Annotated in this window: 25 protein-coding genes; 10 read left to right on the top strand and 15 right to left on the bottom strand. The window is 72.2% G+C overall.

Annotation, left to right across the window (positions count from 1 at the left end; genetic code table 11):
* Window positions 1-43: 43 nt before the first annotated feature.
* The 3 genes from ACGFW6_RS14470 to ACGFW6_RS14460 form a co-directional block, all read right to left on the bottom strand.
* Window positions 44-736, bottom strand: coding sequence for a response regulator (locus ACGFW6_RS14470; protein WP_393508222.1), 693 nt, complete (start codon window positions 734-736; stop codon window positions 44-46).
* The gene (gene macS, locus ACGFW6_RS14465) at window positions 733-1,962 is read right to left on the bottom strand and encodes a MacS family sensor histidine kinase (RefSeq protein ID WP_393508219.1); all 1,230 of its coding nucleotides are present in this window, start codon (window positions 1,960-1,962) and stop codon (window positions 733-735) included. The genes ACGFW6_RS14470 and macS overlap by 4 nt, the downstream gene beginning before the upstream one ends.
* A gap of 98 nt (window positions 1,963-2,060) precedes the next feature.
* Window positions 2,061-2,792, bottom strand: a complete 732-nt coding sequence (locus ACGFW6_RS14460) for a lysophospholipid acyltransferase family protein (RefSeq protein WP_393508216.1) — start codon at window positions 2,790-2,792, stop codon at window positions 2,061-2,063.
* A 192-nt stretch (window positions 2,793-2,984) separates the two neighbouring features.
* Here ACGFW6_RS14460 and ACGFW6_RS14455 point away from each other — a divergent pair, with 192 nt between their 5' ends.
* Together ACGFW6_RS14455 and ACGFW6_RS14450 are read left to right on the top strand one after the other, a co-directional pair.
* Window positions 2,985-3,764 (top strand): alpha/beta hydrolase, encoded by a 780-nt coding sequence (locus ACGFW6_RS14455; RefSeq protein WP_393508213.1) that lies wholly within the window; start codon window positions 2,985-2,987, stop codon window positions 3,762-3,764.
* Window positions 3,757-4,392: a hypothetical protein gene (locus tag ACGFW6_RS14450; RefSeq protein WP_393508210.1), complete on the top strand. Its 636-nt coding sequence runs from the start codon at window positions 3,757-3,759 to the stop codon at window positions 4,390-4,392. The genes ACGFW6_RS14455 and ACGFW6_RS14450 overlap by 8 nt, the downstream gene beginning before the upstream one ends.
* Window position 4,393: 1 nt before the next feature.
* Here the strand turns inward: ACGFW6_RS14450 and ACGFW6_RS14445 are convergent, their stop codons facing one another.
* From ACGFW6_RS14445 to ACGFW6_RS14420, 6 genes are all read right to left on the bottom strand, one after another.
* A complete protein-coding gene (locus ACGFW6_RS14445; RefSeq protein ID WP_393508208.1) occupies window positions 4,394-5,143 on the bottom strand; it encodes an endonuclease/exonuclease/phosphatase family protein in 750 nt (249 codons plus the stop codon).
* Window positions 5,144-5,268: 125 nt separating this feature from the next.
* The gene (locus ACGFW6_RS14440; RefSeq protein ID WP_393508205.1) at window positions 5,269-6,222 is read right to left on the bottom strand and encodes an ROK family glucokinase; all 954 of its coding nucleotides are present in this window, start codon (window positions 6,220-6,222) and stop codon (window positions 5,269-5,271) included.
* A gap of 123 nt (window positions 6,223-6,345) precedes the next feature.
* Complete coding sequence (locus ACGFW6_RS14435) at window positions 6,346-6,852, bottom strand: DUF5304 domain-containing protein (protein WP_393508202.1); 507 nt, start codon at window positions 6,850-6,852, stop codon at window positions 6,346-6,348.
* 57 nt (window positions 6,853-6,909) lie between these two features.
* Window positions 6,910-8,085, bottom strand: a complete 1,176-nt coding sequence (locus tag ACGFW6_RS14430; RefSeq protein WP_393508200.1) for an ArsA family ATPase — start codon at window positions 8,083-8,085, stop codon at window positions 6,910-6,912.
* A 200-nt stretch (window positions 8,086-8,285) separates the two neighbouring features.
* Complete coding sequence (locus ACGFW6_RS14425; protein WP_393508197.1) at window positions 8,286-8,726, bottom strand: SRPBCC family protein; 441 nt, start codon at window positions 8,724-8,726, stop codon at window positions 8,286-8,288.
* Window positions 8,727-8,871: 145 nt separating this feature from the next.
* Complete coding sequence (locus ACGFW6_RS14420) at window positions 8,872-9,669, bottom strand: metallophosphoesterase (RefSeq protein ID WP_393508194.1); 798 nt, start codon at window positions 9,667-9,669, stop codon at window positions 8,872-8,874.
* A 296-nt stretch (window positions 9,670-9,965) separates the two neighbouring features.
* Here ACGFW6_RS14420 and ACGFW6_RS14415 point away from each other — a divergent pair, with 296 nt between their 5' ends.
* Entirely contained in the window at window positions 9,966-11,762 is a 1,797-nt protein-coding gene (locus tag ACGFW6_RS14415) for an AMP-dependent synthetase/ligase (protein WP_393508192.1), read from the top strand.
* Between the two features lie 90 nt (window positions 11,763-11,852).
* Here ACGFW6_RS14415 and ACGFW6_RS14410 read toward each other — a convergent pair whose 3' ends face one another.
* Entirely contained in the window at window positions 11,853-12,995 is a 1,143-nt protein-coding gene (locus ACGFW6_RS14410; RefSeq protein ID WP_393508189.1) for a glycosyltransferase family 4 protein, read from the bottom strand.
* A 120-nt stretch (window positions 12,996-13,115) separates the two neighbouring features.
* Between ACGFW6_RS14410 and ACGFW6_RS14405 the strand changes: the two genes are divergently transcribed.
* Window positions 13,116-14,351, top strand: coding sequence for a glycosyltransferase 87 family protein (locus tag ACGFW6_RS14405; protein ID WP_393508186.1), 1,236 nt, complete (start codon window positions 13,116-13,118; stop codon window positions 14,349-14,351).
* Between the two features lie 25 nt (window positions 14,352-14,376).
* On the opposite strand, the gene ACGFW6_RS14400 is transcribed toward ACGFW6_RS14405, so the two are convergent.
* From ACGFW6_RS14400 to ACGFW6_RS14380, 5 genes are all read right to left on the bottom strand, one after another.
* Window positions 14,377-15,570: a hypothetical protein gene (locus ACGFW6_RS14400; protein WP_393508183.1), complete on the bottom strand. Its 1,194-nt coding sequence runs from the start codon at window positions 15,568-15,570 to the stop codon at window positions 14,377-14,379.
* Window positions 15,571-15,602: 32 nt separating this feature from the next.
* Window positions 15,603-16,616 (bottom strand): NlpC/P60 family protein, encoded by a 1,014-nt coding sequence (locus tag ACGFW6_RS14395; protein ID WP_393508181.1) that lies wholly within the window; start codon window positions 16,614-16,616, stop codon window positions 15,603-15,605.
* Window positions 16,617-16,845: 229 nt separating this feature from the next.
* Window positions 16,846-17,880, bottom strand: a complete 1,035-nt coding sequence (locus ACGFW6_RS14390; protein ID WP_393508178.1) for an NlpC/P60 family protein — start codon at window positions 17,878-17,880, stop codon at window positions 16,846-16,848.
* 211 nt (window positions 17,881-18,091) lie between these two features.
* Entirely contained in the window at window positions 18,092-19,435 is a 1,344-nt protein-coding gene (locus ACGFW6_RS14385; protein WP_393508175.1) for an NYN domain-containing protein, read from the bottom strand.
* 37 nt (window positions 19,436-19,472) lie between these two features.
* A complete protein-coding gene (locus ACGFW6_RS14380; RefSeq protein WP_030047674.1) occupies window positions 19,473-19,712 on the bottom strand; it encodes a hypothetical protein in 240 nt (79 codons plus the stop codon).
* Between the two features lie 164 nt (window positions 19,713-19,876).
* Between ACGFW6_RS14380 and ACGFW6_RS14375 the strand changes: the two genes are divergently transcribed.
* The 6 genes from ACGFW6_RS14375 (at window position 19,877) to ACGFW6_RS14350 (ending at window position 24,967) form a co-directional block, all read left to right on the top strand.
* The gene (locus ACGFW6_RS14375) at window positions 19,877-20,638 is read left to right on the top strand and encodes a rhomboid family intramembrane serine protease (RefSeq protein ID WP_393508171.1); all 762 of its coding nucleotides are present in this window, start codon (window positions 19,877-19,879) and stop codon (window positions 20,636-20,638) included.
* Window positions 20,635-20,916 (top strand): Lrp/AsnC family transcriptional regulator, encoded by a 282-nt coding sequence (locus tag ACGFW6_RS14370; RefSeq protein WP_269642305.1) that lies wholly within the window; start codon window positions 20,635-20,637, stop codon window positions 20,914-20,916. Before ACGFW6_RS14375 ends, ACGFW6_RS14370 begins: the two co-directional genes overlap by 4 nt.
* Before the next feature lie 81 nt (window positions 20,917-20,997).
* The gene (locus tag ACGFW6_RS14365) at window positions 20,998-21,291 is read left to right on the top strand and encodes a small secreted hydrophilic protein (RefSeq protein WP_393508167.1); all 294 of its coding nucleotides are present in this window, start codon (window positions 20,998-21,000) and stop codon (window positions 21,289-21,291) included.
* Window positions 21,292-21,476: 185 nt separating this feature from the next.
* Window positions 21,477-22,841: an ATP-binding protein gene (locus ACGFW6_RS14360; protein ID WP_393508815.1), complete on the top strand. Its 1,365-nt coding sequence runs from the start codon at window positions 21,477-21,479 to the stop codon at window positions 22,839-22,841.
* Complete coding sequence (locus ACGFW6_RS14355) at window positions 22,838-23,500, top strand: response regulator transcription factor (protein ID WP_030963086.1); 663 nt, start codon at window positions 22,838-22,840, stop codon at window positions 23,498-23,500. Before ACGFW6_RS14360 ends, ACGFW6_RS14355 begins: the two co-directional genes overlap by 4 nt.
* 57 nt (window positions 23,501-23,557) lie before the next feature.
* Window positions 23,558-24,967: an SLC13 family permease gene (locus tag ACGFW6_RS14350; RefSeq protein ID WP_393508163.1), complete on the top strand. Its 1,410-nt coding sequence runs from the start codon at window positions 23,558-23,560 to the stop codon at window positions 24,965-24,967.
* Window positions 24,968-25,082 lie beyond the last annotated feature (115 nt).

The following is a 25,082-nucleotide window of genomic DNA, read 5'->3' as shown; positions in this document are numbered from 1 at the left end:
ACCGGGTCTTCTGTTTACGCGCCGTCAAGCCGGCGGCGAGGAATCACTCGTCGTCGAGGCCGCGCTCTATGGCGTATCGCACCAGTTCGACCCGGTTGTGCAGCTGGAGCTTGCCGAGGGTGTTCTGGACGTGGTTCTGCACCGTGCGATGGGAGATGACCAGGCGTTCGGCGATCTGTTTGTAGCTCAGGCCCTTGGCGACGAGCCGCAGCACCTCGGTCTCGCGGTCGGTCAGCTGCGGGGCGCCGGGCTGGTCGGTGTCCTGGGCGGCGGGCACGGGTTCGGAGGCGAGCCGGCGGTACTCGCCGAGGACCAGTCCGGCCAGGCCCGGCGTGAACACCGGGTCGCCCACCGCCGTACGGCGGACCGCGTCGAGGAGTTCCTCGGTCGAGGCCGACTTCAGCAGATAGCCGGTGGCGCCGGACTTCACCGCCTCCAGCACGTCGGCGTGCTCGCCGCTCGCGGACAGGACCAGGACGCGCAGGGCGGGGTTGTGGCCGACGAGTTCCTTGCAGACCTGGACGCCGGGCTTGGCGGGCAGGTTCAGGTCGAGCACCAGGACGTCGGGGGCGGCGGCCTTGGCGCGGCGCACGGCCTGGTCGCCGTCGCCCGCGGTGGCGACCACGTCGAACCCGGACTCGGACAGGTCGCGGGCGACCGCGTCGCGCCACATGGGGTGGTCGTCGACCACCATGACCTTGATCGGGGCCCGCTGGTCGCTCGTGGTGTCCGTCATCGCTGTTCCGCCTTCCCCCGTGAGGCGCTGGTGGCCCTGGGTACCTTCAGTTCCACCTCGGTGCCCTGGCCCGGCACCGAGATCAGTTCGGCGCTGCCGCCCAGATCCCGCAGACGGCCCCGGATCGACAGGGCGACGCCGAGCCGCCCCTCCCCCTCGGCCTGAGCGAGGCGGCCCTCGGGAATGCCCGGTCCGTCGTCCCGCACGGTCACGATCACCTCGCCGGGCTCGTCCTCGACGAGGATCCACGCGCGCGCGTCCCCGCCGGCGTGCTTGCGGACGTTGTCCAGGGCGGCCCCGACGGCCGCGGCCAGTTCCCGCGCGGCGGCCGGCGCCAGTGGCACCGGCGCGCCCGGCTCGGCCAGGCTGACCTTCGCACCGGCGTACGGCGCGAGCAGCACCCGAAGGTCGACGGCGCCGTCGGAGTCGTCCGGCTCTTCCACGGCCCGTACGACAGCGCCGTCGGCGGCGTCCTCCGACACCCTCGACACGGGGACCAGTCCGCCGGAGACCAGGGTGCGCAGCGCCACCTCCTGCTCGCCCGCCAGCCGGCCCAGCTCGGCCGCCTCGCCGCCGATGACGGCGCCGCGCCGCTGCACCATCGCCAGCACCTGGAGCACGCTGTCGTGGATGTCGCGGGCGAGCCGCTCCCGCTCCCGGGTCGCCGCCTCGATCTCCAGGGCGCGGGCGAGGGTGCGCTCGGAGGCGCGGGCGACCTCGACGACGTAGCCGATGGCGATGGAGGCGATCCAGACGAGCAGCACCATGTGGACGGTGTCGCGGGTCGGTACGCCGGAGCGGTGGATCAGGTTGGCGGCGGCGACCAGGGTGGAGGCGAACGCGGCCCAGCGCCAGCCGCCCTTGATGGCGAACGCCAGCACGGCGCCCGCCGTCCATATCGACGGCAGGGTCGGGGCGCCGGCCTCGATCCGCTCCGGCGACTCGGCGACGCGCGTGAGCAGGATGCCGCCCAGGGCGATCGTGAGGTCCGCGGTGAGGAAGCGCTTGGTGCAGCTCGCGGCGTTCGCGACCTTCGGCAGGGTGGCCAGCGTCCACACCGCCAGGACGGCGTAGTAGGCGATGGCCACCCAGGGATGGGCGACCTCGTCGTAGGCGCTGATGAACAGACCGATGGCGTACACCATCGTCAGTACCCGGTATCCGGTGAGCGCGCGCCACAGCGGCTGCTCGACGGACATCCGCATGACCCGCTCACGCTTGGCCATGCCCCCACCCCCCTTGTTGTCGGAAGACGCCCCGGCCAAGACTGCCCTGTCCCGGCCCGGACCGCTCCGGCTCGTCCGCCCGCTTCTCGCGGGCCCCGCTACTTCTCCTGCTGAGCCTTCTTCGCCTGTTCCTTCTCCGCCTTCGCCGCGTCCGCGATCTGCCGCTTGGCGGCGGTCGCGTACATGTCGACGTACTCCTGGCCGGAGAGCTTCATGATCTCGTACATGACCTCGTCGGTGACCGCGCGCAGCACGAAGCGGTCGTGCTCCATGCCCTGGTAGCGGGTGAAGTCGAGCGGCTTGCCGATGCGGATGCCCGGGCGCATGAGCTTGGGCATGACCTTGCCCGGCGGCTGGATCTTCTCCGTGTCGATCATGGCGACCGGGATGACCGGCGCGCCGGTGGCGAGAGCCACGCGCGCGAGGCCGCCGGGCTTGCCCCGGTAGAGCCGGCCGTCGGGCGAGCGCGTGCCCTCGGGGTAGATGCCGAACAGCTCGCCGCGCTCCAGGACGTCGATGCCGCTCTTGACCGCGGCCTCGCCCGCTCCGCGCCCCCCGGAGCGGTCCACGGGCAGCTGGCCCACTCCCTTGAAGAAGGCCGCCGTCAATCGGCCCTTGACTCCGGGGGTGGTGAAGTACTCGGCCTTCGCGATGAAGGTCACCTTGCGGTCGAGGACCGCGGGCAGGAAGAACGAGTCGGAGAACGACAGGTGATTGCTCGCCAGGATGGCGGGCCCCGCGGCGGGAATGTTCTCCAATCCCTCCACCCAGGGCCTGAAGGCGACCTTCAACGGTGCCCCGATGGCCACCTTCATCGTGCCGTACAACAACCGAGTGCCTCCTGTGTCTGTCGATCAGACCATAACCCGGAGCGCCGTCAATGAGCCCGACGGCCCTGGTCGGTGTCAGTGCGGTCGCGTACGGTGAAGCACACCTGGCTCCATCGGCGCGCGGCCTCGCCGCGTGGGTTCACGTCGTAGCTCTCGTCCATGTCGTCCTTCTCACGAACAGGAGACCGTAAGGTGCCGGTCCTTCCTGGAGCCGAGCCGTACCGCCGCGACGGCGGGGAGATCGGGGTCCTTCTCTGTCACGGCTTCACCGGCTCCCCGCAGTCGCTGCGCCCCTGGGCGGAGCACCTCGCCGAGCACGGGCTCACCGTCTCGCTGCCGCTGCTGCCCGGGCACGGCACGCGCTGGGAGGACATGCGGCTCACCGGCTGGCAGGACTGGTACGCCGAGGTGGACCGCGAGCTGCGCGCCCTGCGCGACCGCTGCGCGCGGGTCTTCGTGGCGGGCCTGTCCATGGGCGGCGCCCTGGCCCTGCGGCTCGCCGCGAAGCACGGGGACGACGTGGCCGGGGTCATGGTCGTCAACCCGGCGAACAAGGTGCACGGGCTGTTCGCGTACACCCTTCCGGTCTCCCGGCACCTCGTCCGCACGGTGCCGGGGATCGTGAGCGACATCGCCAAGGAGGGTGCCGCCGAGCTCGGGTACGACCGCGTGCCCCTGCACTCGGCGCACTCCCTGCGTACTTTCTTCCGGCTGGTCGACGGCGAGTTGCCGCAGGTCACCCAGCCGCTGCTGGTGCTGCGCAGCCGGCAGGACCACACCGTGCCCGCCGTGGACACGGCCCGGATCCTGAGCCGGGTGTCCTCCACGGACGTAACGGAGATCGTGCTGGAACAGAGCTATCACGTGGCGACGTTGGACCATGATGCGGACCGGATCTTCGAGGAGAGCCTCGGATTCATCGACCGGCTCGCGACCGGCGTCGGCAAGGAAGGGACGACCACACGTGGCTGAGCACGACTCCGATCGCGAGAGGCGCGAGGACAGCGACCCCGAGGAGCAGCACGTCCCGTTCGACGAGGACGCCGCCTGGGCCGCGATCGTCGCCGGCTTCGGCGAGGAGCCGAAGGACCCGCCGGGCTCGAAGCCCTTCAAGTCGGTCGAGGACTTGGCGCTGCTGGAGACCGAGCCGAACGGCGAGACGAGCGGCGGGGCGGCTCCGGAGCCCAAGGGCGACAAGGGCGAGACCGCTCCGGCGGGCCGGCCGGCCGACGAGCCCGGCGAGGACAAGCCGGCCGGGCCGCTGGGCAGCTCGGTCTCGTTCGCGCCCGGCGTCGGACCGCGCGACTACAGCGTGGCCGAGCCGTCCGAGGAGGACTCCGAGCCGGCCGACGAGGGCCACTTCGTGCCGCCGGAGCCGCCGCCGCTGCCGGCCGCCGACGCGACCGCGAAGTTCGCCTGGCTCGCGGTGATCGGCGGGCCGGTCCTGCTGCTGCTCGCCGTGCTGTTCGGCTGGGAGATGACGTGGTGGCTGGCGACGCTGGGCATCGGTGGGTTCCTGGGCGGGTTCGCCACGCTGGTGATGCGGATGAAGACCGACGACGAGGACGACGACGACCCCGGGCGGGGCGCCGTCGTCTGACCTACTGAGCTGCCGGGACTCTGAGGGCGGCCAGGACCGGAAGGTGGTCCGTGGCCGCCCTCAGGTCTGTCTGCGTCACCCCTGGCCAGGCGGTCGGGACACCGCAGCCGAGCACCTCGATCCCCTTGGTCGCGAAGATCGCGTCGATGCGCTGGTGGGGGTCGGCCGGGGTCGAGGAGTACTCGGTGCCCCACGGGGCGGTGGCCCAGCAGTCCTGGAGGCTGTCGGCGAGGAGGCGGAAGGTGCGGCCGGTGGGGCGGTCGTTGAGGTCGCCGCCGGCGATCGCGTGCTCCGTGCCGAGGCCGGCGAGGCGGTCCAGGAGCATGCCGCCCTGCTCCAGGCGCTCGTCCTTCTGCAGGGAGAGATGGCAGCTGAGCACGCCGATGCGGGCGGCGCCGAAGCGGACGACGGCGGTGGCGAAGCCGCGCCGGTGGAGTCCGGGGGTGAGCGGCAGGAGCACGTCCTCCGTCCGCTCCACGGTGGTCCTGAGATTGCTGAGGATCGCGGGGCCCGCGGCCGTGGCTCCCCCGGTGAGGACGACGAGGTCCGCCGCGCGGGCCAGCCGGGCGAGTTTCTTGCGCCAGCGGAAGAAGCGGGGGGCTTCCTGGATCAGGACCAGGTCGGGGTCGCAGGCGGCGATCACGCGGGCGAGGGCATCGGTGTCGTCGCGCATGGAGCGGATGTTGTAGCTGAGGACGCGGATGGTGGCTGAACCGTCGGGGTCTGTGCGGGACTCAGGGAGCAGCGCCATGTGGATCAATGTACGCCTACCGACTCGGGGCGCGAGGTCTGTGCGCGACTGCCGGTTCGTCGTGGCTGGTCGCGCAGTTCCCCGCGCCCCTGAAGGTCCGCGCAGGCCCGTGGGCCGAAGGCGAGCTACATGATCGGGTCGGGCTCCCGGGCCAGGTCCGCCGCGCCCACCAGGCCCGCGTCGTTGCCGAGTTGGGCGGCGATGACGTCGGCGACCGGGCGCCAGTTGCCGCCGACCAGCCAGCGCTTGTAGGACTTGCGGATGGGGTCGAGGACCAGTTCGCCCTCGTCCGAGAGGCCGCCGCCGACGATGAAGGCGGACGGGTCGAACAGGGAGGCCAGGTCGGCGAGGCCGGCGCCGGCCCAGCGGGCGAGCTCGCGGTAGGAGTCGACGGCGACCGGGTCGCCCTGGCGGGCGGCCATGGAGATGTGCTTGCCCTCGATGCCGTCGGGGCTGCCGTCACCCAGGCCGAGCAGGATCTCGGCGTTCTCCGGGGTGGCGTTGGCGCGCTGCTTGGCGTACCTGACCAGGGCGCGGCCGGAGGCGTACTGCTCCCAGCAGCCCTGGCTGCCGCAGCCGCACAGCAGGCCGTCCGGCACCATGCGGATGTGGCCGAACTCGGCGGCCACGCCGTAGTGCCCGCGGCGCAGCTTGTTGCCGATGATGATGCCGCCGCCGAGGCCGGTGCCCAGCGTGATGCAGATGACGTTGCGGTGGCCCTTGCCGGCGCCGAACTTGTACTCGCCCCACGCGGCCGCGTTGGCGTCGTTCTCCACGACGACCGGGAGGCCGACGCGGGCCTCGACCTTCTCCTTCAGCGGCTCGTTGCGCCAGTCGATGTTCGGCGCGAAGTAGACCTCGGAACGCTGCCGGTTCACGTAACCGGCCGCGCCGATGCCCACGCCGACGATCTCGTGCCCGGCCCGTGCTCCCTCGACGGCGGAGGCAATGGCGTCCACGATCCCGTCGGGCGTGCCCGGGGTCGGCACCTTGTGGGTCGAGAGGATGTTGCCTTCCTCGTCGACCACACCGGCCGCGATCTTGGTACCGCCGATGTCGACGCCGATGGTGAGTCCCATGAATCCCTCAGTTTCGGTCGAGCCCCGCTACGGCCAACCGTACCCGAGGCCCTCCCCCGGGATTCCCGGCGTCCGCCCGGCGGACCGGGCCCGAGGAGGGGGTCGTGCTCCGCTTGGTGCTCGTCAGTCCAGGTCGATCCGCTGGCCGGGGCCGGTGCCCTCGCCGGGGTCGCGCTTGTCGTCGTCGAGTTCGTCCAGTTCCTCGGCATCGTTCGTACGGCTCGTCCAGCGCTGTTCCTGGTTCTGGACCGCGGAGCGGTAGGCGGCGAGCAGTTCGCTCCCGGCGGCCGCCAGGTGGTCGAAGACGTCCGGGTTGCGGTCGATGACGGGCTCGACGGCGGCCTTGGCCTGCTCCACGACCTGCTTGACCACCTGCTGGGCGGCGGGTCCGGCGACCGCTCCGAGCAGCGGGGACTGCAGGGTGGAGAGCTTGTCCGCGACGGCGTCGACGAGCTTGCGCAGCTCCTCGGCGGCCGAACCCGGCGGCGGGCCGTGCTGGGTGCGGCGGCGGGCCTTCTCCGCCGCGAGATCCTCGGCGCACGCCGTCGCCCAGGCGTCGGCGTCGGTCGCCCGTGCCTCGCCGACGGCCTCCGGCTCAGGGGCGTCGGGCGGGGGGAGCTCTTCGCTCATGACGGACTCCTGACTACGGTTCGTCTCTACGACGTTACCCGAACGGGCGTACCTGCTTCACCGGGACCGCGGCCACAGGGCCGGATCCGGCGCGAACCGGATCCGCAACTCTCCGTCGCGCAGACCGGCCCCCTGCACGGTGCACCGGCGCAGGGCGGACGGCAGCGGCACGATACGCCGGAACTGCCCGGCGGTGACGACGAGTTCGTCGCCGCGCCGGACGAGGTCGAGCTCGTCGCGGGCGGCGCCGGGCAGCGGCAGGTGCCAGACCAGGACGCCGTCCTCGGCGAGCCGGTCGGTGACGGGCCACTCGACGGTGGACGACGTGCCGTTGACGCCGGGGGGCGCGAGCGCGGCGAGGTCGTCGGCGCCGCGGGGGTCGTGCCCGAGGTGCGCCAGGCCGTGGACGTCGTACGCCTCGCCCCACTCCTCCAGGGTCTTGCGCTGCTGGGCGACGGGACCGGCGAGCCAGCTGCCGCCGGCGGCCTCCGTCTCCGGCAGGACGCGGTTGGCGATCAGCCGGTCGGGGCGCAGGCCGCGCAGGGCGAGGGCGAGGCCGGCGGCGCGCACGGCGTCGGCGCCGCCCGGACCGGGTTCGGCGACCAGCCGTACGACGGTGTCGCGGTCGGCGAGGACGGCTTCGACGGCGGCGAGCTCGACGTCCCAGCGGGCGGCGGTCTCGTACAGCCACTCCGCGGGCATCGGCACGCCGGCCAGACGGCCGAGGACGGGCCGCAGCGCACGGGCCGCCTGCCGCTCGGGCGGGAGGAGGCGGCGCAGATAGCGGCGCAGTTCCTCGGGGAGGGAGAGCAGGGCGAGGGCGTGCGGGGTGGCGGGCAGGTCGACGACGAGCAGGTCGTGGGCCTCGGCGAGCGCGGCGTCCCGCAGCGCCCGCAGCAGCGCGAGTTCCTCGGCGCCGGGGAGGGGGGTGACCTCCTCCGGGTCGAGCCGGGAGGCGCCGAGGAGGTCGAGGGCGGTCGTGGCGCGCTCCTGGAAGGCGGCGAGGTCGTCCCGGAAACCGGTGGCGGCGTCGGGGCGCCAGGCGGTGAGGGTCTCGCCGACCCGGACGGGGGTCGCGCCCGTGCTCACACCGAGCGCCGCACCCAGGGTGTCGGTGCGGTCGGCGCTCAGGACGAGGGTGCGGGTGCCCTCACCGGCGGCGGCGAGCGCGGTGGCGGCGGCGACCGTCGTACGACCGCTGCCGCCCGGGCCTGTGATCAGGATGGTGCGCATGGGGGTGAACCGTAACGGACGTCGCGGTCCGGCCCGGTTGCCCGGTGCCCGGCATCGCGGCCGAGCGGGGTGGGTGCGCATCCCGGCACCGACGGGGCACCGCCCGCGCCCGCACCCCCTCAGGGGCGCGGGGAACTGCGCGACCTGCCACGACGGACCCGCACCCGACGACCCGCCGCCATCCCCACGGCCGGTGGCCGCTACTTGCCCGACTCGACCCGCTTCTTCAGCCCCGCCAGCGCCCGGTCGATGATGACCTTCTCGGCCTTGCGCTTGATCATCCCGAGCATCGGGATCTTGACGTCGACCGTGAGCTGGTAGGTGACCTCGGTGGAACCCGCACCCGCGGGCTTGAGGATGTAGGAGCCGTCGAGGGAGCGCAGCATCTGGGACTTCACCAGCGTCCAGGACACCTCGTTCGCACCGGTCCAGGTGTAACCGAGCACCTGGTCGTCCTTGATCGCCCCGGCGTCCATGACGAGGCGGACCTGCTCGGCCCGGCCCTCGGCGTCGGTCTTGAGGACCTCCGCCTCCTTCACCTCGCCGGTCCAGTCCGGGTAGCGGGCGAAGTCGGCGATCACCCCCATCACGTCGGCCGGTGCCGCCTCGATCGTGATGCTCGAGCTGGTGTGTTCCGCCATCGCCGTGGCTCCTCCAGATGCGGGCCGGTCAGGAAAGTCGTGGTGCGCACGCGTGCGCAGCGTGAAGGCTACCGCGCGCCCGACCGGCCGACTTCACCCCCACCTGCGCCATCGTCGCGAAAGCGCCCAGGGCGGCCGAATTCCCTCACCATTCGAGCGCCCATGGCGTGCCGGACGCCGCGAAGTGCCCCACATTCACGCATTCCGTGGCCCCGATCCGCATCCGTCGCACCAGCGGCTGGTGGACGTGCCCGAAGAGGGAGTAGCGGGGCCGGGTGCGGCGGATCGCCGCGAGCAGTGCCCTGCTGCCGCGCTCGAAGCGCCGGGCCACCGTGTCGTAGACCAGTTCCGGGACCTCCGGCGGAATGTGCGTGCACAGCACGTCCACCTCGCCGACGGCCTCGATCTTGGCCGCGTACTCCTCGTCGCTGATCTCGTACGGCGTACGCATCGGCGTGCGCAGTCCTCCGCCCACGAAGCCGAAGGTCCGGCCGCCGATCTCGACCCGCTGCCCGTCCAGCACCGTGACGCCCGGCCCGGCGTACTCCGGCCACAGGGGCGGCATGTCGACATTGCCGTAGGTGGCGTACGTCGGTGTGGGGAACGCCGCGAACAGCTCGGCGTACTGCTTGCGCACCGCCTTCTCGATCGCCGTCCGGCGGTCCGCACCGATCCCGGCCCACAGCCGCGCCCCGAACTCCCGTGCCTCCTCGAAGCGACGGGCGGTACGCAGTTCCACGATGCGGTCGGCGTTCTCCACTCCGAACAGGTCGGGGAAGATGCCGCGCGAGTGGTCGGCGTAGTCCAGGAACAGGACCAGGTCACCCAGACAGATCAGGGCGTCCGCGCCGGCGCCGGCCCGGGCCAGGTCGCGGGCGTTGCCGTGCACATCGCTGACCACGTGAACGCGGGTCGTCCGGTTTCCGGTCGGTGTCGGTGCCATGGCGATCAAGGGTAGGCGTGTGCGGCATACGTGAACAGTGGCAGCCGAACCGGCGGTTACTGGCCAGTCGTCAGAGCGCTCGACTACTGTGCGCGCAGAAACACCAATCCGTGTGACGCAGCGAACATCTCGCCTGGACCCCCTGTCGAAGAAGCCATACCGGCGGGTAACGTCCGGTCGGTCCAGTCGTGCTCTGGATTTCAACATGTGAATCCGTGAGCACTTGCCCGAGCCTTGGACCGCACCGTCGCATCACACAACGTCGTGGCGCCGGCGCCCTATGAGGAGCAGCAGTCTTGCGCGAGTTCAGCCTTCCGGCTTTGTACGAGGTCCCTGCGGACGGGAATCTGACCGACATCGTCCGCAGAAACGCCGCGCAGCACCCGGACGTGGCCGTCATCGCCCGCAAGGTGGGCGGCGCCTGGCAGGACGTCACGGCCACCACGTTCCTCGCGGAGGTGCGCGCGGCCGCGAAGGGGCTCATCGCCGCCGGCGTCCAGCCGGGCGACCGGGTCGGCCTGATGTCCCGCACCCGCTACGAGTGGACACTGCTCGACTTCGCGATCTGGTCGGCCGGCGCGGTCACCGTGCCGGTGTACGAGACCAGCTCGCCGGAGCAGGTGCAGTGGATCCTCGGCGACTCGGGCGCGACCGCCATGATCACGGAGCTGGACGGCCACACCGCCGCCGTCGAGTCGGTGCGCGAGACGCTGCCCGCCCTCAAGCACGTCTGGCAGATCGACGCCGGCGGTGTCGAGGAGCTGGGCCGGCTCGGCCAGGACATCAGCGACGCGGCCGTCGAGGAGCGCAGCTCCCTGGCGAAGGCCGACGACGCGGCGACGATCGTGTACACCTCCGGCACCACCGGCCGCCCCAAGGGCTGTGTGCTGACCCACCGCAGCTTCTTCGCGGAGTGCGGCAACATCGTCGAGCGCCTGCGGCCGCTGTTCCGCACCGGCGAGTGCTCGGTCCTGCTCTTCCTCCCGCTGGCGCACGTCTTCGGGCGTCTGGTGCAGGTCGCGCCGATGATGGCGCCGATCAAGCTGGGCACCGTCCCGGACATCAAGAACCTCACCGACGAGCTGGCCTCGTTCCGCCCGACGCTGATCCTGGGCGTGCCGCGCGTCTTCGAGAAGGTCTACAACTCGGCGCGTGCCAAGGCGCAGGCCGACGGCAAGGGCAAGATCTTCGACAAGGCCGCGGACACGGCGATCGCCTACAGCAAGGCGCTGGACACCCCGTCCGGCCCGTCCGTCGGTCTGAAGATCAAGCACAAGGTCTTCGACAAGCTGGTCTTCAGCAAGCTGCGCGCGGTGCTCGGCGGCCGCGGCGAGTACGCCATCTCCGGCGGCGCCCCGCTGGGCGAGCGGCTCGGGCACTTCTTCCGCGGTATCGGCTTCACGGTCCTGGAGGGCTACGGCCTGACCGAGTCCTGCGCGGCGACGGCGTTCAACCCGTGGGACCGGCAGAAGATCGGCACGGTCGGTCAACCGCTGCCGGGTTCCGTGGTGCGCATCGCGGACGACGGGGAGGTGCTGCTGCACGGCGAGCACCTGTTCAAGGAGTACTGGAACAACCCGGGCGCGACCGAGGAGGCGCTGGCCGACGGCTGGTTCCACACCGGTGACATCGGCACCCTCGACGAGGACGGCTACCTCCGGATCACGGGCCGCAAGAAGGAGATCATCGTCACGGCGGGCGGCAAGAACGTCGCCCCGGCCGTGATCGAGGACCGCATCCGGGCGCACGCGCTGGTCGCTGAATGCATGGTCGTCGGCGACGGCCGGCCGTTCGTGGGCGCGCTCGTCACCATCGACGAGGAGTTCCTGGAGCGCTGGTGCGCCGACCACGGCAAGCCGGCCGGCTCCACGGCGGCGTCGCTGCGCGAGGACACGGACCTGCAGGCCGCGATCCAGTCGGCCATCGACGACGGCAACGCCGCGGTGTCGAAGGCGGAGTCGGTGCGCAAGTTCCGCATTCTGCCCGCCCAGTTCACGGAGGACTCGGGCCATCTGACGCCGTCGCTGAAGCTCAAGCGCAACGTCGTGGCGAAGGACTACTCGGACGAGATCGAGGCGATCTACCAGAAGTAGTTCCGCCGGCACACGAGTTGAAGGCGCGGGTCCTCGAAGAGGGCCCGCGCCTCGTGCGTGTGACGTCCGGTCAGATGCCCCGAACGCCCGTCACAGCAGAGCCTTGAGCTTCTCCGCGAGCAGGTCCCAGCGCCACTTCTCCTCGACCCACTCCCGGCCCCGCTCCCCCATCCTGCGGCGCAGCTCGGCGTCGCCGAGGAGGGCGAGGACACGTTCGGCGGTGTCCTCGGCGGAACCGCCCCGCACGACCCAGCCGGTCTCCCCGTCGAGCACCGCGTCCGGCGCGCCGCCCGAGTCGCCGGCCACCACCGGCAGTCCCGTCGCCGAGGCCTCCAGGTAGACGATCCCGAGCCCCTCGACGTCCAGGCCGCCGCGCCGGGTCCGGCACGGCATCGCGAAGACGTCGCCGGCGCCGTAGTGCGCGGGCAGCTCGGACCAGGGCACCGGGCCGGTGAAGTGGACGGAGCCGGCCACGCCCGTGTCCTGGGCGAGCCGGCGCAGGTCCTTCTCGTACGGCCCGCCCCCGACGATCAGCAGCACGGCGTCCGGCTCGGCGGCCAGGATGCGGGGCATGGCCCGGATCAGGGTGTCCTGCCCCTTGCGCCGCACCAGCCGGGACACGCACACCACGACGGGCCGGTCCGTCAGTCCCAGCCGCGCCCGCACCTCGTCGCCGCCCGACCCGGGGTGGAAGGTCTTCTCGTCGACCCCGGGCGGCAGCTGCACCATCCGCGAGGCCGCCTCGGGCGTGAGGGCGGTCGCGATCCGCGAGCGGGTGTACTCGCCGAGGTAGGTGATCGTGTCCGTCGCCTCCCCGATCCGTCCGAGCAGCTGCCGGGCCGCGGGCAGCTGGGCCCACCCCGCCTCGTGGCCGTGGGTCGTGGCCACCAGCCGCTCGGCGCCCGCCTTGCGCAGCGCCGGCGCCATCAGGCCGAGTGGGGCCGCGGCCCCGAACCACACCGACGTACAGCCGTGCTCGCGCAGCAGCCCGACCGCCCGCCGGGTCACCCCGGGGGTCGGCAGCAGCATCGTCGTACGCTCCCGTACGACGGTGAAGGGCTGCTCGGCGTCGAAGGCGGCCGTGGCCTCGACTCCCTCGCGGCTCCGCTTCCAGGTCGAGGCGTGGACGACGACCCGCTCGGGGTCGAGCCGCAGCGCCATGTTGTGCAGGAACGCCTGGATACCGCCGGGGCGGGGCGGGAAGTCGTTCGTCACGATCAGGGTCTTGTGCATCGCCGCAGACCTTACCGAAGCGGCCGTTCACAGCAGGGCCCGGCCACGTTGGTGGCCCGCGCACAGCCGGAGGGGACATCATGTTCCACTCGAGGCGGAAATCGAACGGCAGGGGATCCGGTGGAGACGACGGGCACGCGGCGGTCCTTGGCGTGGCTTGTGGGCGTCTGGGGTCTGACCAGGGTCGTCCTGCTGCTCTTCGTGTTCAAGGTGTACGTCTTCCCCGGCCCGGACGTCACCAGCGACGTCTCGGTCATCTACCAGGGCTGGTACGACGTGCTGCGCACCGGCACGTTCCCGTTGGACGACGTCACCTGGCAGTACCCGCCCGCCGGAGCCCTCGCCATACTCTCGCCCGCGCTGGTCTTCTGGCTGGACTATCCGTCGGCGTTCTTCGTCCTGGCGTTCACCGCCGACCTGGCCGTGCTGCTGCTCCTGCTGTACGCGGGGCTGCGCCCGGGCCGTACGCTGCGCGGGGCCTGGGTGTGGGTGGCGGGCGCGGCCCTGCTCGGACCGACCGTGTACGCGCGCTACGACGTGATGGTGACCGCGGTCGCCGTGGCGGCGCTGCTCGCGGGCGCCCGCCATCCGCGGCTGATGGGGGCGCTGACGGCCTTCGGGGCGATGCTGAAGGTGTGGCCGGTACTGCTGCTGCTCGCGGCCCGCAGCCGCGCCGCCTGGGGGTGGGCCGCGCTGACCGCCGGTGCCCTGGCCGCGGTGTTCGCCCTCGCCATGCCGGGCGCCTTCGCCTTCCTGACCTTCCAGCGCGACCGCGGCACCGAGGTGGAGTCGCTGGGCGCGCTGGTCTTCCATGTGGCCCGGCAGTACGGCTGGGACGGCCAGGTGCTGCTGAACTACGGCTCGGTGGAGTTCCTCGGTCCGTACGTCGGTGTCGTCAGCGCGGCCGCCCTGGGCCTGAGCGGGCTGGCCTTCGGCTGGCTGCTGCTGTGGCGGCTGCGGGCGCGGCGGTTCGAGGCGCACACGCTCGCGGACGCGGCGTTCGTGGCGGTGCTGATGTTCACGACGACGAGCCGGGTGATCAGCCCGCAGTACATGGTGTGGCTGGTCGGTCTCGCGGCGGTGTGCCTGTGCTTCCGCGAGAACCGGATGCGGCTCCCGGTCGCCCTGGTCCTCGCCGCGTGCCTCGCCACGGTCCTGGAGTTCCCGGTCTGGTTCTCGCACGTCGTCGCCAGCGACGGCCGCGGAATCACCCTGCTGTTCCTGCGCAACGGCCTGCTGGTCCTCGCCACCGTCCTCGCGGCCCGCGTGCTGTGGCGCGCGACGGTCACCCGGGCCGCCTCCGTCACCGTCCCCGCACAGCCCAGCCGCCCCAGGGAAACGTCCCTGCCGTCCTGAGCCCGGCCGCCGAGCGGGCCCCGGCTCACCCCAGCTGTGCCCGCAGATACTCCCCCCACTGGGCCGTGAAGTCCTCCAGCGTGGTCCCGAGGACCTCCTTCAGCGCGCCCTCGACCGCCCCGTCCCGCCGCTCGTGGCCGCCCACGGCGCGGTAGAACTCGGCGAGCCTGACCTCGCCCCAGCGGTCGGCGATCATGCGGCAGGCCATCCAGCCGCCCTCGTAGGCCTGGGCCAGCGAGGTCGCGTCGCCGGCGAACCCGAAGTCCGCGTCCGTGGGGAGGCTCTGCGGCATCCGGCCCTCGGTCACCGCCCGCCGCAGCTCGGGGGCCGCCTGGGCCGGGGAGCGGCCGCTGCCGAGGTAGCCGACCCAGTCGGCGTAGCCCTCGGAGAGCCACAGCGGGGTGGCGGCGGTGGTGTGGCTGCGGGTGGCGACGTGCGTGGTCTCGTGGGTGAGGACGACCTGCTTGCCGGTGTCGCCGAGGACGCCGTAGGCGTCGGGGTTCAGGATGATCCGGTCGGCGGGCGCGCCTGCCGGGGCGCCGGTCTCGCCGGTGGTGACCGCGGCGATCCCCCGGTAGGAGGACGCGGGCGAGCCGAGCAGCCCGGCCATGTCGGTCAGCGACCCCGGTACGAGGACGACGACGTGCCGGGTCCAGTTCGTGCCCCACGCCTGCGCCACGGCCGGTACCGCGTGATCGGCGAGCCGCGTGTAGGACCGCAGCTCGTCGGCGGACCGCCCGACGCCCAGGACGAGGCTGTCATGCCCGCGTACGGCCACGACCTCGCCCTGGTCCCAGAGCTGCTCGGCGGACCCCTTGGCGGGCCGGTCCGACGCGACGGACCAGTGGCCCTCGGCGTCCCGCTCCAGGTTCAGGGTGCGGCCGGCCCGGACGGGGGCGCGGTCGTAGCCCTCGACGCGATAGCGCAGCTCGGCGTCGGCGACGGCGGTGTCGCCGGTGCGGCGCAGCCCGGTCAGGCGGTACGACCAGTCGGCCAGCGGCACCGCGCGCAGATTGCCGAACCAGCCCCGCGCACCGGTGCGCAGAAAGGCGGTCTCGTCCCGGTCGCGGACCGCGGTCGCCCGCCGGTCGAGGAGGCTCTGCACCTCATCGCGGGCGCTGTCGGTCGCCGGCCGCCCGCCGCAGCCCACCAGCCCGATCAGCAGGAGGCAGACGGCGACGACGACTCGCGTTCCCGACGCCCGCCTTCGACCAGCCACTTCCCGATCGTACGGCGGCTCAGGCGCGGAGGTCAGACCCTGGTGACCGTCGCCCCGGGGATCATGCCCACCGGGTCGTAGCGGACGGGCGCGCCGGGGTAGGGCGCGTGGATCACCTGGCCGTTGCCCATGTACATCCCGACGTGGCTGGCGTCGGAGCGGTAGGTGACGACGTCGCCGGGCTGGGCCTCGGAGAGCGGGACCTGCCGGCCGGCGTACCGCTGCCCCTGCGAGGTGCGCGGCAGGGAGACGCCGGCCTGGGCGTAGGACCACTGGATCAGGCCCGAGCAGTCGAAGCCGGAGGGCCCGTTGGCACCCCAGATGTACGGCCTGCCCAGGGCGGACTGGGCGGCGGCGACGGCGGCCGCGGCGCGTCCGGAGGCCGGGACGGCACCGCCGAAGTCGGGCAGGTCCATCCGGCCGGAGCGCGATGCTCGGTCGTAGGCGGCGCGGGCGCTGTCCGTCATGGAGTTGAGCAGCCTGCGGGCCTCGGCGAGTTTGCGCTCGACGGTCCGCTTGTGGCCGGCGACCGCGACGCGGCTCTTCTCCAGCTCGACGAGCTTCCCGGCAGCCTCGGCGCGTTCCTGCGCGAGCTCGCGCATGGCGCCCTGGAGCTCCTTGAGCTCGCCGGCCTGATGGGCGCTGATGCGGGCGAGCGCGGCGGCCTTGTCGAGGTAGTCCTCGGGGTCGTCGGAGAGCAGCAGGGCGAGGGAGGGGTCGAGGCCGCCGGAGCGGTACTGGGCGCCGGCCAGCGAACCGAGCACGTCCCGCTTGGCGTTGATGTCCTCCTGCTGCCGGGCGATGCGGTCCTGGGCCCGGTGCACCTGCTCGCGGAGCGCGTCGGCGCGCTCGTCGGCCTTGTTGTACGCCTCGGTGGCCTTCTCGGCCTCCTCGTAGAGGCGGTCCACCTTGGCCCGGGTGTCGTCCTGTGGCGCGGCCGTGGCCGGTGTGACCCCGAGGGCCGCGGCGGCGGCAGACATGACGCAGAGCGCTGCGTTGGCGCCACGGTCGAACCCGGGCGATGCAAGGCGACGATGGGACCCCACGGGAAGCCGCTCTCCTTCCGCTGGCGGACAGGACCGTTTCCCCGGCGTCGGGGAAACGCGGCAGACAGTAGCTCCGTGCGGGGGCGGCGACCAACGACCGTGGCGGGCACGCAAAGTGACGCCCCGCCTCTGACGCAGGTCATCGGCGGGGCGTGGGGTCAGGCGGGGGTGCCGTAATTCGCTCGTTCGGGCGGCACTCCGTGTTGATCTTGCGGGCGTCGAGCCGGGATCAGATGCGCACGCCGAACTGGAACGGCATGTTGTTGATCGACTCGTAGCGCACGACCGTGCCGGTGCGCGGGGCGTGCAGCACCTGGCCGTTGCCCGCGTAGAAGCCGACGTGGTGCTGGTCGCCGTAGAAGATGACCAGGTCGCCGACCTTGAGCTGGGACTGGCTGTAGATCTGCGTGCCGGCGGTGGCCTGGGCCTGCGAGGTGCGCGGGATGGAGACGCCGGCCTGGGCGAAGGCCCAGGAGGTCAGGCCCGAGCAGTCGAAGGAGGACGGGCCGGAGGCGCCGTAGACGTAGGGCGAGCCGATGACGCTCTGGGCGGCCTGGAAGGCGGCCATGGCGCGGCCGGAGGCGGCGCCGGTGTTGCCGAGGTCGACGCGGTCGGCGGCGGAGCGGCTGGCGCGGGACTCCTCGGCGGCGAGGGCGGCCTTCTCGGCGGCCGTCAGGGAGTTGAGCAGCTTCTGGGCCTCGGCGAGCTTGCCTTGAACCTGCTTCTTCTTCTTGCCCAGTTCGGTGCGGGTGGAGGCGAGGTCCTTGAGCTTCTCGGAGGCCTCGGCGCGCTGCTGGGCGAGCTCGCGCTGCTTCTCCTGGACCTTCTTCAGCGACTCGACCTGCTGAGCGCTGAGCTGGTCCATCGTGGACGCCTTGTCCAGGTAGTCGTCCGGGTCGGACGACAGGAACAGCTGGACGGAGGAGTCGATGCTGCCGGTGCGGTACTGGGCAGCGGCCGCGAGGCCCATGGAGTCACGCAGCTCGTTCAGGTCTTCCTGACCGCGGGCCACGTTGTCCTGGATGGTGGAGATCTCCTTCTGGAGCTTCTCCTGCTTCTCCTTGGCGCCGTTGTACTTCTCGGTGGCCTGCTCGGCCTCCTCGTAGAGCTTGTCGACCTTGGCCTTGACCTCGTCCTTGCTCGGCTTCTCGCTGGGGGCCGCGTTGGCCGCCTGCGCACTGATGGCCACGGCTGCAGCCGCCGCGGTGGTGAGCACGGTCACGCGCGCTCGGCTCGGCTGCTTCGGTCGACGGTGGGACGCCACTGAGGTGAAACCCTTCTTGTGAGTGATCACCCGCTCGGAGGTTCGAGGCCAGACCCTAGTGACCCTCCTGTGATCAGATCAAATCCTCACAGGAAAAATCTCGTCACACACTGCATTCTTTACACACAACTCACATGGTGTGATGCGCGGTTGACACTACGTTGCGCGACGGTCCACCCAATTCGGGCATTGCCCCTGTACGTTGACCGATTCAGGACAGTCGCTTCAGAAGCACCGCAGAAGCCACCGGGCGTGCGCCGGCGCGCGCCACTCCGTCGGCGACCTCGCGGTCGGTGGAGGCGACGATGACCGGACGCCCGGGCGGCTCGGCGCGCACCAGCTGGCGGATCAGCTCGTCGGCGGTCACGCCCGGCTTGGAGAACAGCACCCGCACCCCGCGCGGCGGCGCGAGCAGCACCGGCGCGGCCAGTTCGGCCCCGTCGAAGACGCAGGTCACCTCGGCGCCGGTCTGCGCGGCGAGCTGCGAGAGCTGGCCGAGCAGCCGCAGACGCTGCTTCTCCAGCGGCATCTGGGGATAGCCCGTCTTGGTGACGTTGTAGCCGTCGACCACCAAGTGGGCCTGCGGCAGGGCGAGAAGCTGGTCCAGGATCGCCGGGTCGTTTTCGGACAACGCCCGGGCGGCGATGTCCTTCGGGGTCATTCGTCCCGGTTCGACCGCGTCGACGGTCTCGGCGGGGCGCACGGAGACCGGCGGCAACGCCAGTTCCCGGCGCAGCCCTTGGGTGGCGTCCAGCAGGGTGTCCAGAAGCAGCCGGACGCGCATGTCCTCGACACTGCGCCCCTCGCGTGCCGCTCTGCGCGTGGCCTCCAGGGCGGCCTCGGCCTCCCCGAGCCGCGCCTTGAGCCGACGGGTCTCGCTCTCCGCCGCGGAGACCTGCGTGTGCCCCTCGGCGCGCACGGACTCGATCTCGCTCTGGACCTTGCGCAGGGCGGCCTCGCCGCGCTTGACGTCGCTGAGGGCGGAGCGCAGCTTGCGGTGAAGCGATTCGGCTTCCTTCTTGGCCGCGTCCAGCTCGGTGCGCAGCCGCTCGGCCTCGTCCCGGGTGTGCTCCCGGGCGTCGGCGAGCTCCTCACGCAGCCGCTCCAGCTCGGCGCGGGTCTCCTCGTCGGCGCGCTCGGCATCGGCCCGCTGGGCCTCCTCGCCGGCCGCGGTGACCAGCTTGACCCAGCCGGTGGGCCGCAGAACATAGGCCGCGGCCGCCACGTCGAGCGGGTCCGCGGCCGGAGGCGCCGAGCCTGAGTCGAGGGCGCCGGTCAGCTCCGGCTGGGCCTCTCTGAGTTTCTCGCCGATGCGCTGGCGGAACAGCGGATCGGTCTCCAGCGCGGCGGCCATCGCGTTGCCGGCGAACTTGGCCCGCCGGTTCGGCGCGAATCTGGCGTACTGGCGAAGCTGCGCGGGCAGTTCGCCGACGGTCAGCCCGCCGAAGCCGTCGGACACGATCTGTACGACCCTGCGCCGTACGCCGTCGGGCAGCGGACGGTCGAGCACCTCGGCGGCGCCGTCGCCCGGCCCCCCGCCTTGTGTCTCCACCATCCGTCACACCCCAATGCGTGTGCGGGGTCGGCTCCCGTCAGGAGCCGGCGCCCGGCCTGTCCACCAGTTCCACCTTGTCCACCGCGTTGCACCAGCGGCAGCGCACCGACTCGATCGTCTCACTGAGCACCTCGCGCTCCTCGACCTTCGGCTCGCCGGCCAGATCGAGGTGCATGTACTCCACGACCTTGGACGAACGCGTCACGTCGAAGCGCGTGAGATTGCCACAGAGGGTGCAGCGCCACCGCGTGGTGTCGGTAGGCAGGGGAACCGTCATCGTGACTGCGCTCTTTTCCTGTAGGACTTCCATTGTCGGCGACGCGCCGGGCTCCGGTGCGTGTGGCTCGTAACCCTACGGCCTGGCGGGTACTCGTCGCCCGTCCGTCCACGGCGGCGAGGCGGTCTGTGCGAGTGCGTCCCGTTACGTCATGCTCTGTATTCATGATCGGCAACTGGAGCGTGGCGCATTTCCGGGCTCGGTTCGGCAGGGCCGCGGGTCGATCGGCCGTCGGGTCGTCGGCGCCGGTGACATACGGGCTGATCATCCTGTGCTGCCTGCTCTTCCTGCTGAGCCCGGCGGCGGGACTCAATCCGGCGTACGGCACCGGCGAGGAGCTGGTCGCGGCGCAGCGAGCCTATTTCCACCGCTGGGGCGTGGTGCCCGCGGAACTGTTCGAGGGCGCGCCCCGGGCCGCCCTCACTCCCGCGACGGCCCTGTTCGTGCACGGCAGCTGGGTGCACCTGCTCGGCAACATGCTCTTCCTCTACGTCTTCGGCGCGATGACCGAGGAACGGATGGGCCGCGTCCAGTTCACGCTGTTCTATCTCGGCTGCGGCTATCTGGCCCTGCTGGGCTACGCCGCCGCCAACGACGACTCGGCCCAGTCCCTGGTCGGCGCGTCGGGGGCGATCTCGGCCGTCCTCGGCGCGTTCCTGTTCCTCTTCCCCGGAGCGCGGGTGACAAGCCTGCTGCCGTTTCTGCTCTTCCTGCCGCTGCGCTTCCCGGCCTGGGTCGTGCTGCCCTTCTGGGTGGCCCTGCAGTGGGTGGCGGCCGGGCGGGCGGCGCAGGGGCCCGGGGTGGCGTACCTGGCGCACCTGGTGGGGTTCGGGCTGGGCTTCGGCTACGCGTGGGCCCGGTTCGGGCGGCCTACTAGAGTGAAAGCCGCCCCAGCTCCGGCCCCCGAGGGAGAGAACCAGCCGTGATCACCGCGATCGTCCTGATCAAGACCAGCGTGGACCGGATCCCCGAGATCGCGGAGCGGATCGCTTCGCTGGAGAACGTGACCGAGGTCTTCTCCGTCACCGGCACCTACGACCTGATCGCCATGGTGCGGGTGAAGGAGCACGAGGAGCTCGCCGAGGTCATCCCCGGCCGGATCAGCAAGATCCCCGGTGTCGAGGGCACGGACACGCACGTGGCCTTCCGCACCTACTCCCAGCACGACATCGAGGCCGCGTTCGCCATCGGCCTGGACAGCTGACACCCGGGCGCCGCTCAGGATGAGGAGTTCTTCATCCTGGGCTCATCCTGAACGCCGGAAGCGGTGGGCAGGATCGCCCGTATGGCCTTCTCGCACCGGATCGCGGCCCTCGCCGCCGTGGTGGCGATCCCGCTGGGCATCGCCGCGACCAGTTTCGCCCTCACCGACCAGCCGAAGTCGCCCGAGGTCCCGCCGAGGGTGGAGCTGGACAGCGGCTCCCCCACGCCGACGCCCACCCGGCCCGCGCCGACACCGACACCGAGCGACGAGGTCGTCTCCCGCCCACCGGTGACCGACAGCCCCGCGAGGGACGACGATGACGACGCCTCCGACTCCTCCGACGCCTCGGACGACGACCGCGGCGACGACGGCTGAGCGTTCTGCTGGGGGGCCGCGCCGGGTGGTCGGCCGTCTGCGGGCTCGTCGCGGCTGGTCGCGCAGTTCCCCGCGCCCCGTCCAGGGGCGCTGCTGTGAGGAATGTTCCTGTGGCGACGCCCCCTGACCCCGTGCGTCGGCGGATCTCCGCGCGGGTCCGGATCCTGCTGTGGCTGCTGCTCGTGATGGCTGTCGGTCTGGTGTCCGTGGCCACGACCACGCGCTCGATCCTGCTGCGGGACGTCGACCACCGGGCGAACGGCCTGCTCGCGCAGGAGGCCGGCGAGTTCGCCAACTTCGAGGAGCGTGGCGTCGATCCCGAGACGGGCCGCCCGTTCACCGATCCGTCCCGGCTGCTGCGCGAGTTCCTGGTACGGCAGTACGCCGACCCGGACGAGGAGCTGATCGGCCTGGTGGGCCGGGCGGGCGACACCCCGGCCCAGATCATCCAGCCGCGCGAGATCCCGGTCGCCGTGCCGTTGCACGAGGACACCGCCGCCCGCCGCCGTATCTTCGACTCCCCCGCCTCGTCGGGCACGGTCGAGCGGTCCTCCGGCGAGATCCGCTGGGCGAAGGTCGCCGTCGCGCGGGCCGGCGGGGAGACGGAGGCCGCGTTCGTCGTGGCCTTCCACCCCGGGCGCCAACAGGCGGCGGTGAACGCGGAGTTCCGTATCCTGCTCGCCATCTCCGGCGTGGCCCTGCTGCTGACCACCGGCATCGGCTGGGCGGTCGCGGGCCGCATCCTCAAGCCCGTACGGCTGGTGCGCACCGCGGCCGCGCAGCTCACCGAGCAGGACCTCACCCGCCGTATCCCGGTGCACGGGCGCGACGACATCGCCGCGCTCGCGGAGACCTTCAACGCGATGCTCGACCGGCTGGAGCGCGCCTTCGCCGCCCAGCGCGAGTTCGTCGACGACGCGGGCCACGAGCTGCGCACGCCGATCACCATCGTGCGCGGCCACCTGGAGCTGATGGGCGACGATCCGGCCGAGCGCGAGGAGACGATACGGCTGGTCACCGACGAACTGGACCGGATGAGCCGCATCGTGGAGGACCTGCTGCTGCTCGCCAAGGCCGAGCGCCCCGACTTCGTCACTCCGGAGCCGGTGCAGCTCGCCGAGCTCACCGCCGACGTCTACGTCAAGGCCCGCACCCTCGGCGAGCGGGACTGGCAGCTGGCCGAGGTGGCCGACGTGGAGGCCGAGCTGGACGCCCAGCGGATCACCCAGGCGATGGTCCAGCTCGCCCAGAACGCCGTGCAGCACACCGCGCCCGGCCAGTCCGTGCGGATCGGCTCCCGGGCCGACGGACAGCGCGTCGAGCTCTACGTCGCCGACTCCGGCTGCGGGGTGCAGCCACAGGACGCCCACGTGATCTTCGAACGGTTCCGGCGCGGCACGTCCCGGCGCGGCGCCCGGGGCTCCGGGGCCGGGCTCGGGCTGTCGATCGTCCGGGCCATCGCCGAGGCGCACGGCGGCCGGGTGGGGCTGCGCGTCACGGAGGGCGGCGGCGCCACCTTCGTACTGGCACTGGGAGAGGGACACACGTGAACCGGATCCTCATCGTCGAGGACGAGGAGCGCATCGCCTCCTTCGTCGAGAAGGGCCTGCGCTCCAACGGCTTCACCACGACCGTCGTCGGCGACGGCGAGGCGGCGTACGAGTACGCCGTCACGGGCGCCTTCGACCTGGTGGTCCTGGACATCGGCCTGCCCGGCCGGGACGGGTTCACGGTGCTGCGCGAGATGCGCGAGGCCCGGGTGACCGTCCCGGTGATCGTGCTGACCGCGCGGGACTCCGTACGGGACACGGTGGCCGGTCTGGAGGGCGGCGCCGACGACTGGATGACCAAGCCGTTCCGCTTCGAGGAACTGCTCGCCCGGGTACGGCTGCGCCTGCGTACGGCGGCCAGGGCGCCCGAGGTGACGGTGCTGCGGTCCGGCCCGCTCACCCTGGACCTGCGCACCCGGCGGGCCCGGTCCGGGGAGCGGACGGTCGACCTGACGGCCCGAGAGTTCGTGCTCCTGGAGCTGTTCCTGAGGCATCCGGGGCAGGTACTGTCCCGCGAGCAGATCCTGTCGCACGTGTGGGGCTACGACTTCGACCCGGGCTCCAACATCGTGGACGTGTACGTGCGGGCGCTGCGCAAGAAGCTCGGCGCCGAACGGGTCGAGACCGTCCGCGGCGTGGGGTACCGGCTGCCCGCGTGAACTCCCCCTCATGTACCGCTCATCGAGGGCTCACGGCTCGGGTGAACCCTCGATGACGTGACCCTGAACCTCCGTTCGCTCGCGGCCCTGTGCGGGGCGCTCTCGCTGTGCGCGCTGCTGGCGGTGCCCGGCAACTTCGCGGGTCTCGGCGCCGACGCCCGCCTCACCCTCGCCGTGTTCGCGCTGGCGACCTGCGCCTGGATCGCGACGCCGGTCGACGACACGTACATCGCGCTGGGCGCCGGGCTGGCGCTGACGGTGACCGGGGTGATCAGCAGCGACACGCTGTTCGGCACCCTCGGCGACTCCACGGTCTGGCTGCTGATCTGCGCCTTCGTGCTGGCGGCCGCGGTGACCCGGACGGGGCTGGCGGGGCGGGCGGCGGCGTTCCTGGTCGGCGGGGCGCGCACGGTGCGGCAGCTGGTGCATCTGACGACCGCCGCGCTGGTCGTCACGGCGTTCGCGGTGCCGGCCACCTCGGGGCGGGCGGCCCTCGCGCTGCCCGTGTTCCTCGCGCTCGCCAAGGCGCTGGCCGGCCGGCGGCGACTGGTCGTGATGCTGGCGCTGCTGTTCCCGACCGTGATCCTGCTGTCGGCGGTGGCGACCCTGATCGGGGCGGGCGCGCATCTGATCACCGTGTCGGTGCTGTGGCAGGCCACGGGTGAACGGATCGGCTTCACCGAATGGCTGCTGCTGGGGCTGCCGCTGGCCGTGGCCTCCTCGCACCTGGCCGCCGAGGCCGTTCTCCTGACCACCACCCGCCGCACGGACCGCAAGGGCTCCGTGCGCATCACGCCCGAGCAGATCCAGGAGCACAGCGACCACCCGGTCACCGGTCCCTGGTCGCAGGCCGAGAAGCGGTGCGCGCTGCTGCTCGGCACGGTGGTGCTGCTGTGGTGCAGCGAGCCGCTGCACCGGGTGCCGCCCGCGGTCGTGGCGCTGATCGGCGCGGTGGTGGCGGCCTCGCCGGCCCTGGGGACCGTGCATCTGAAGGACGCGCTGAAGACGGTTCCCTGGGCGCTGCTGCTGTTCATGGCGGCGACGATGGCGATGGGCGTGGCGCTCGCCGACTCCGGGGCGGCGGAGTGGCTGGTCGGCGGGCTTCCGTCGGGCGTCAGCCCGCTGCTGTTCCTGGTCGTCGTGGTGGTGATCAGTACGGCGGCCCATCTGGTCCTGCAGTCCCGGTCGGCCCGGTCCTCGGTGCTGGTGCCGTTGGTGGTCGCGGCGGCGGTGGGGGCCGGGGTGAATCCGGTCGCGGCGGCGCTCGCGTCCACCGCGGCGGCCGGGTTCTGCCACACCCTCCCGGCCTCCGCCAAGCCGGTCACGCTCTTCTCCGACCTTCCCGGGACGCCGACGTACACCCCGCGGGACCTGTTGCGGCTGTCCGCCGTGCTGGCGCCGCTGACGGCTGCCCTCGTTCTGCTGTTCGCCGTGGCGGTGTGGCCGCTGCTGGGCGTTCCACTGTGAGTGCCGCGTCAGGCCGTCGGCCGTCTGCGGCGCCGTTGTGGCTGGTCGCGCAGTTCCCCGCGCCCCTCGGGGCGTTGCCTCAGTGCCGCGCCTACATTCGATCTGCCTAGGAGAC

It is taken from the genome of Streptomyces sp. Y7 (genome assembly GCF_043195415.1).
GTDB lineage: Bacteria > Actinomycetota > Actinomycetes > Streptomycetales > Streptomycetaceae > Streptomyces.
Note: the sequence above shows the minus strand (reverse complement) of the source record. Positions and strands in the feature narration are given on the sequence as shown.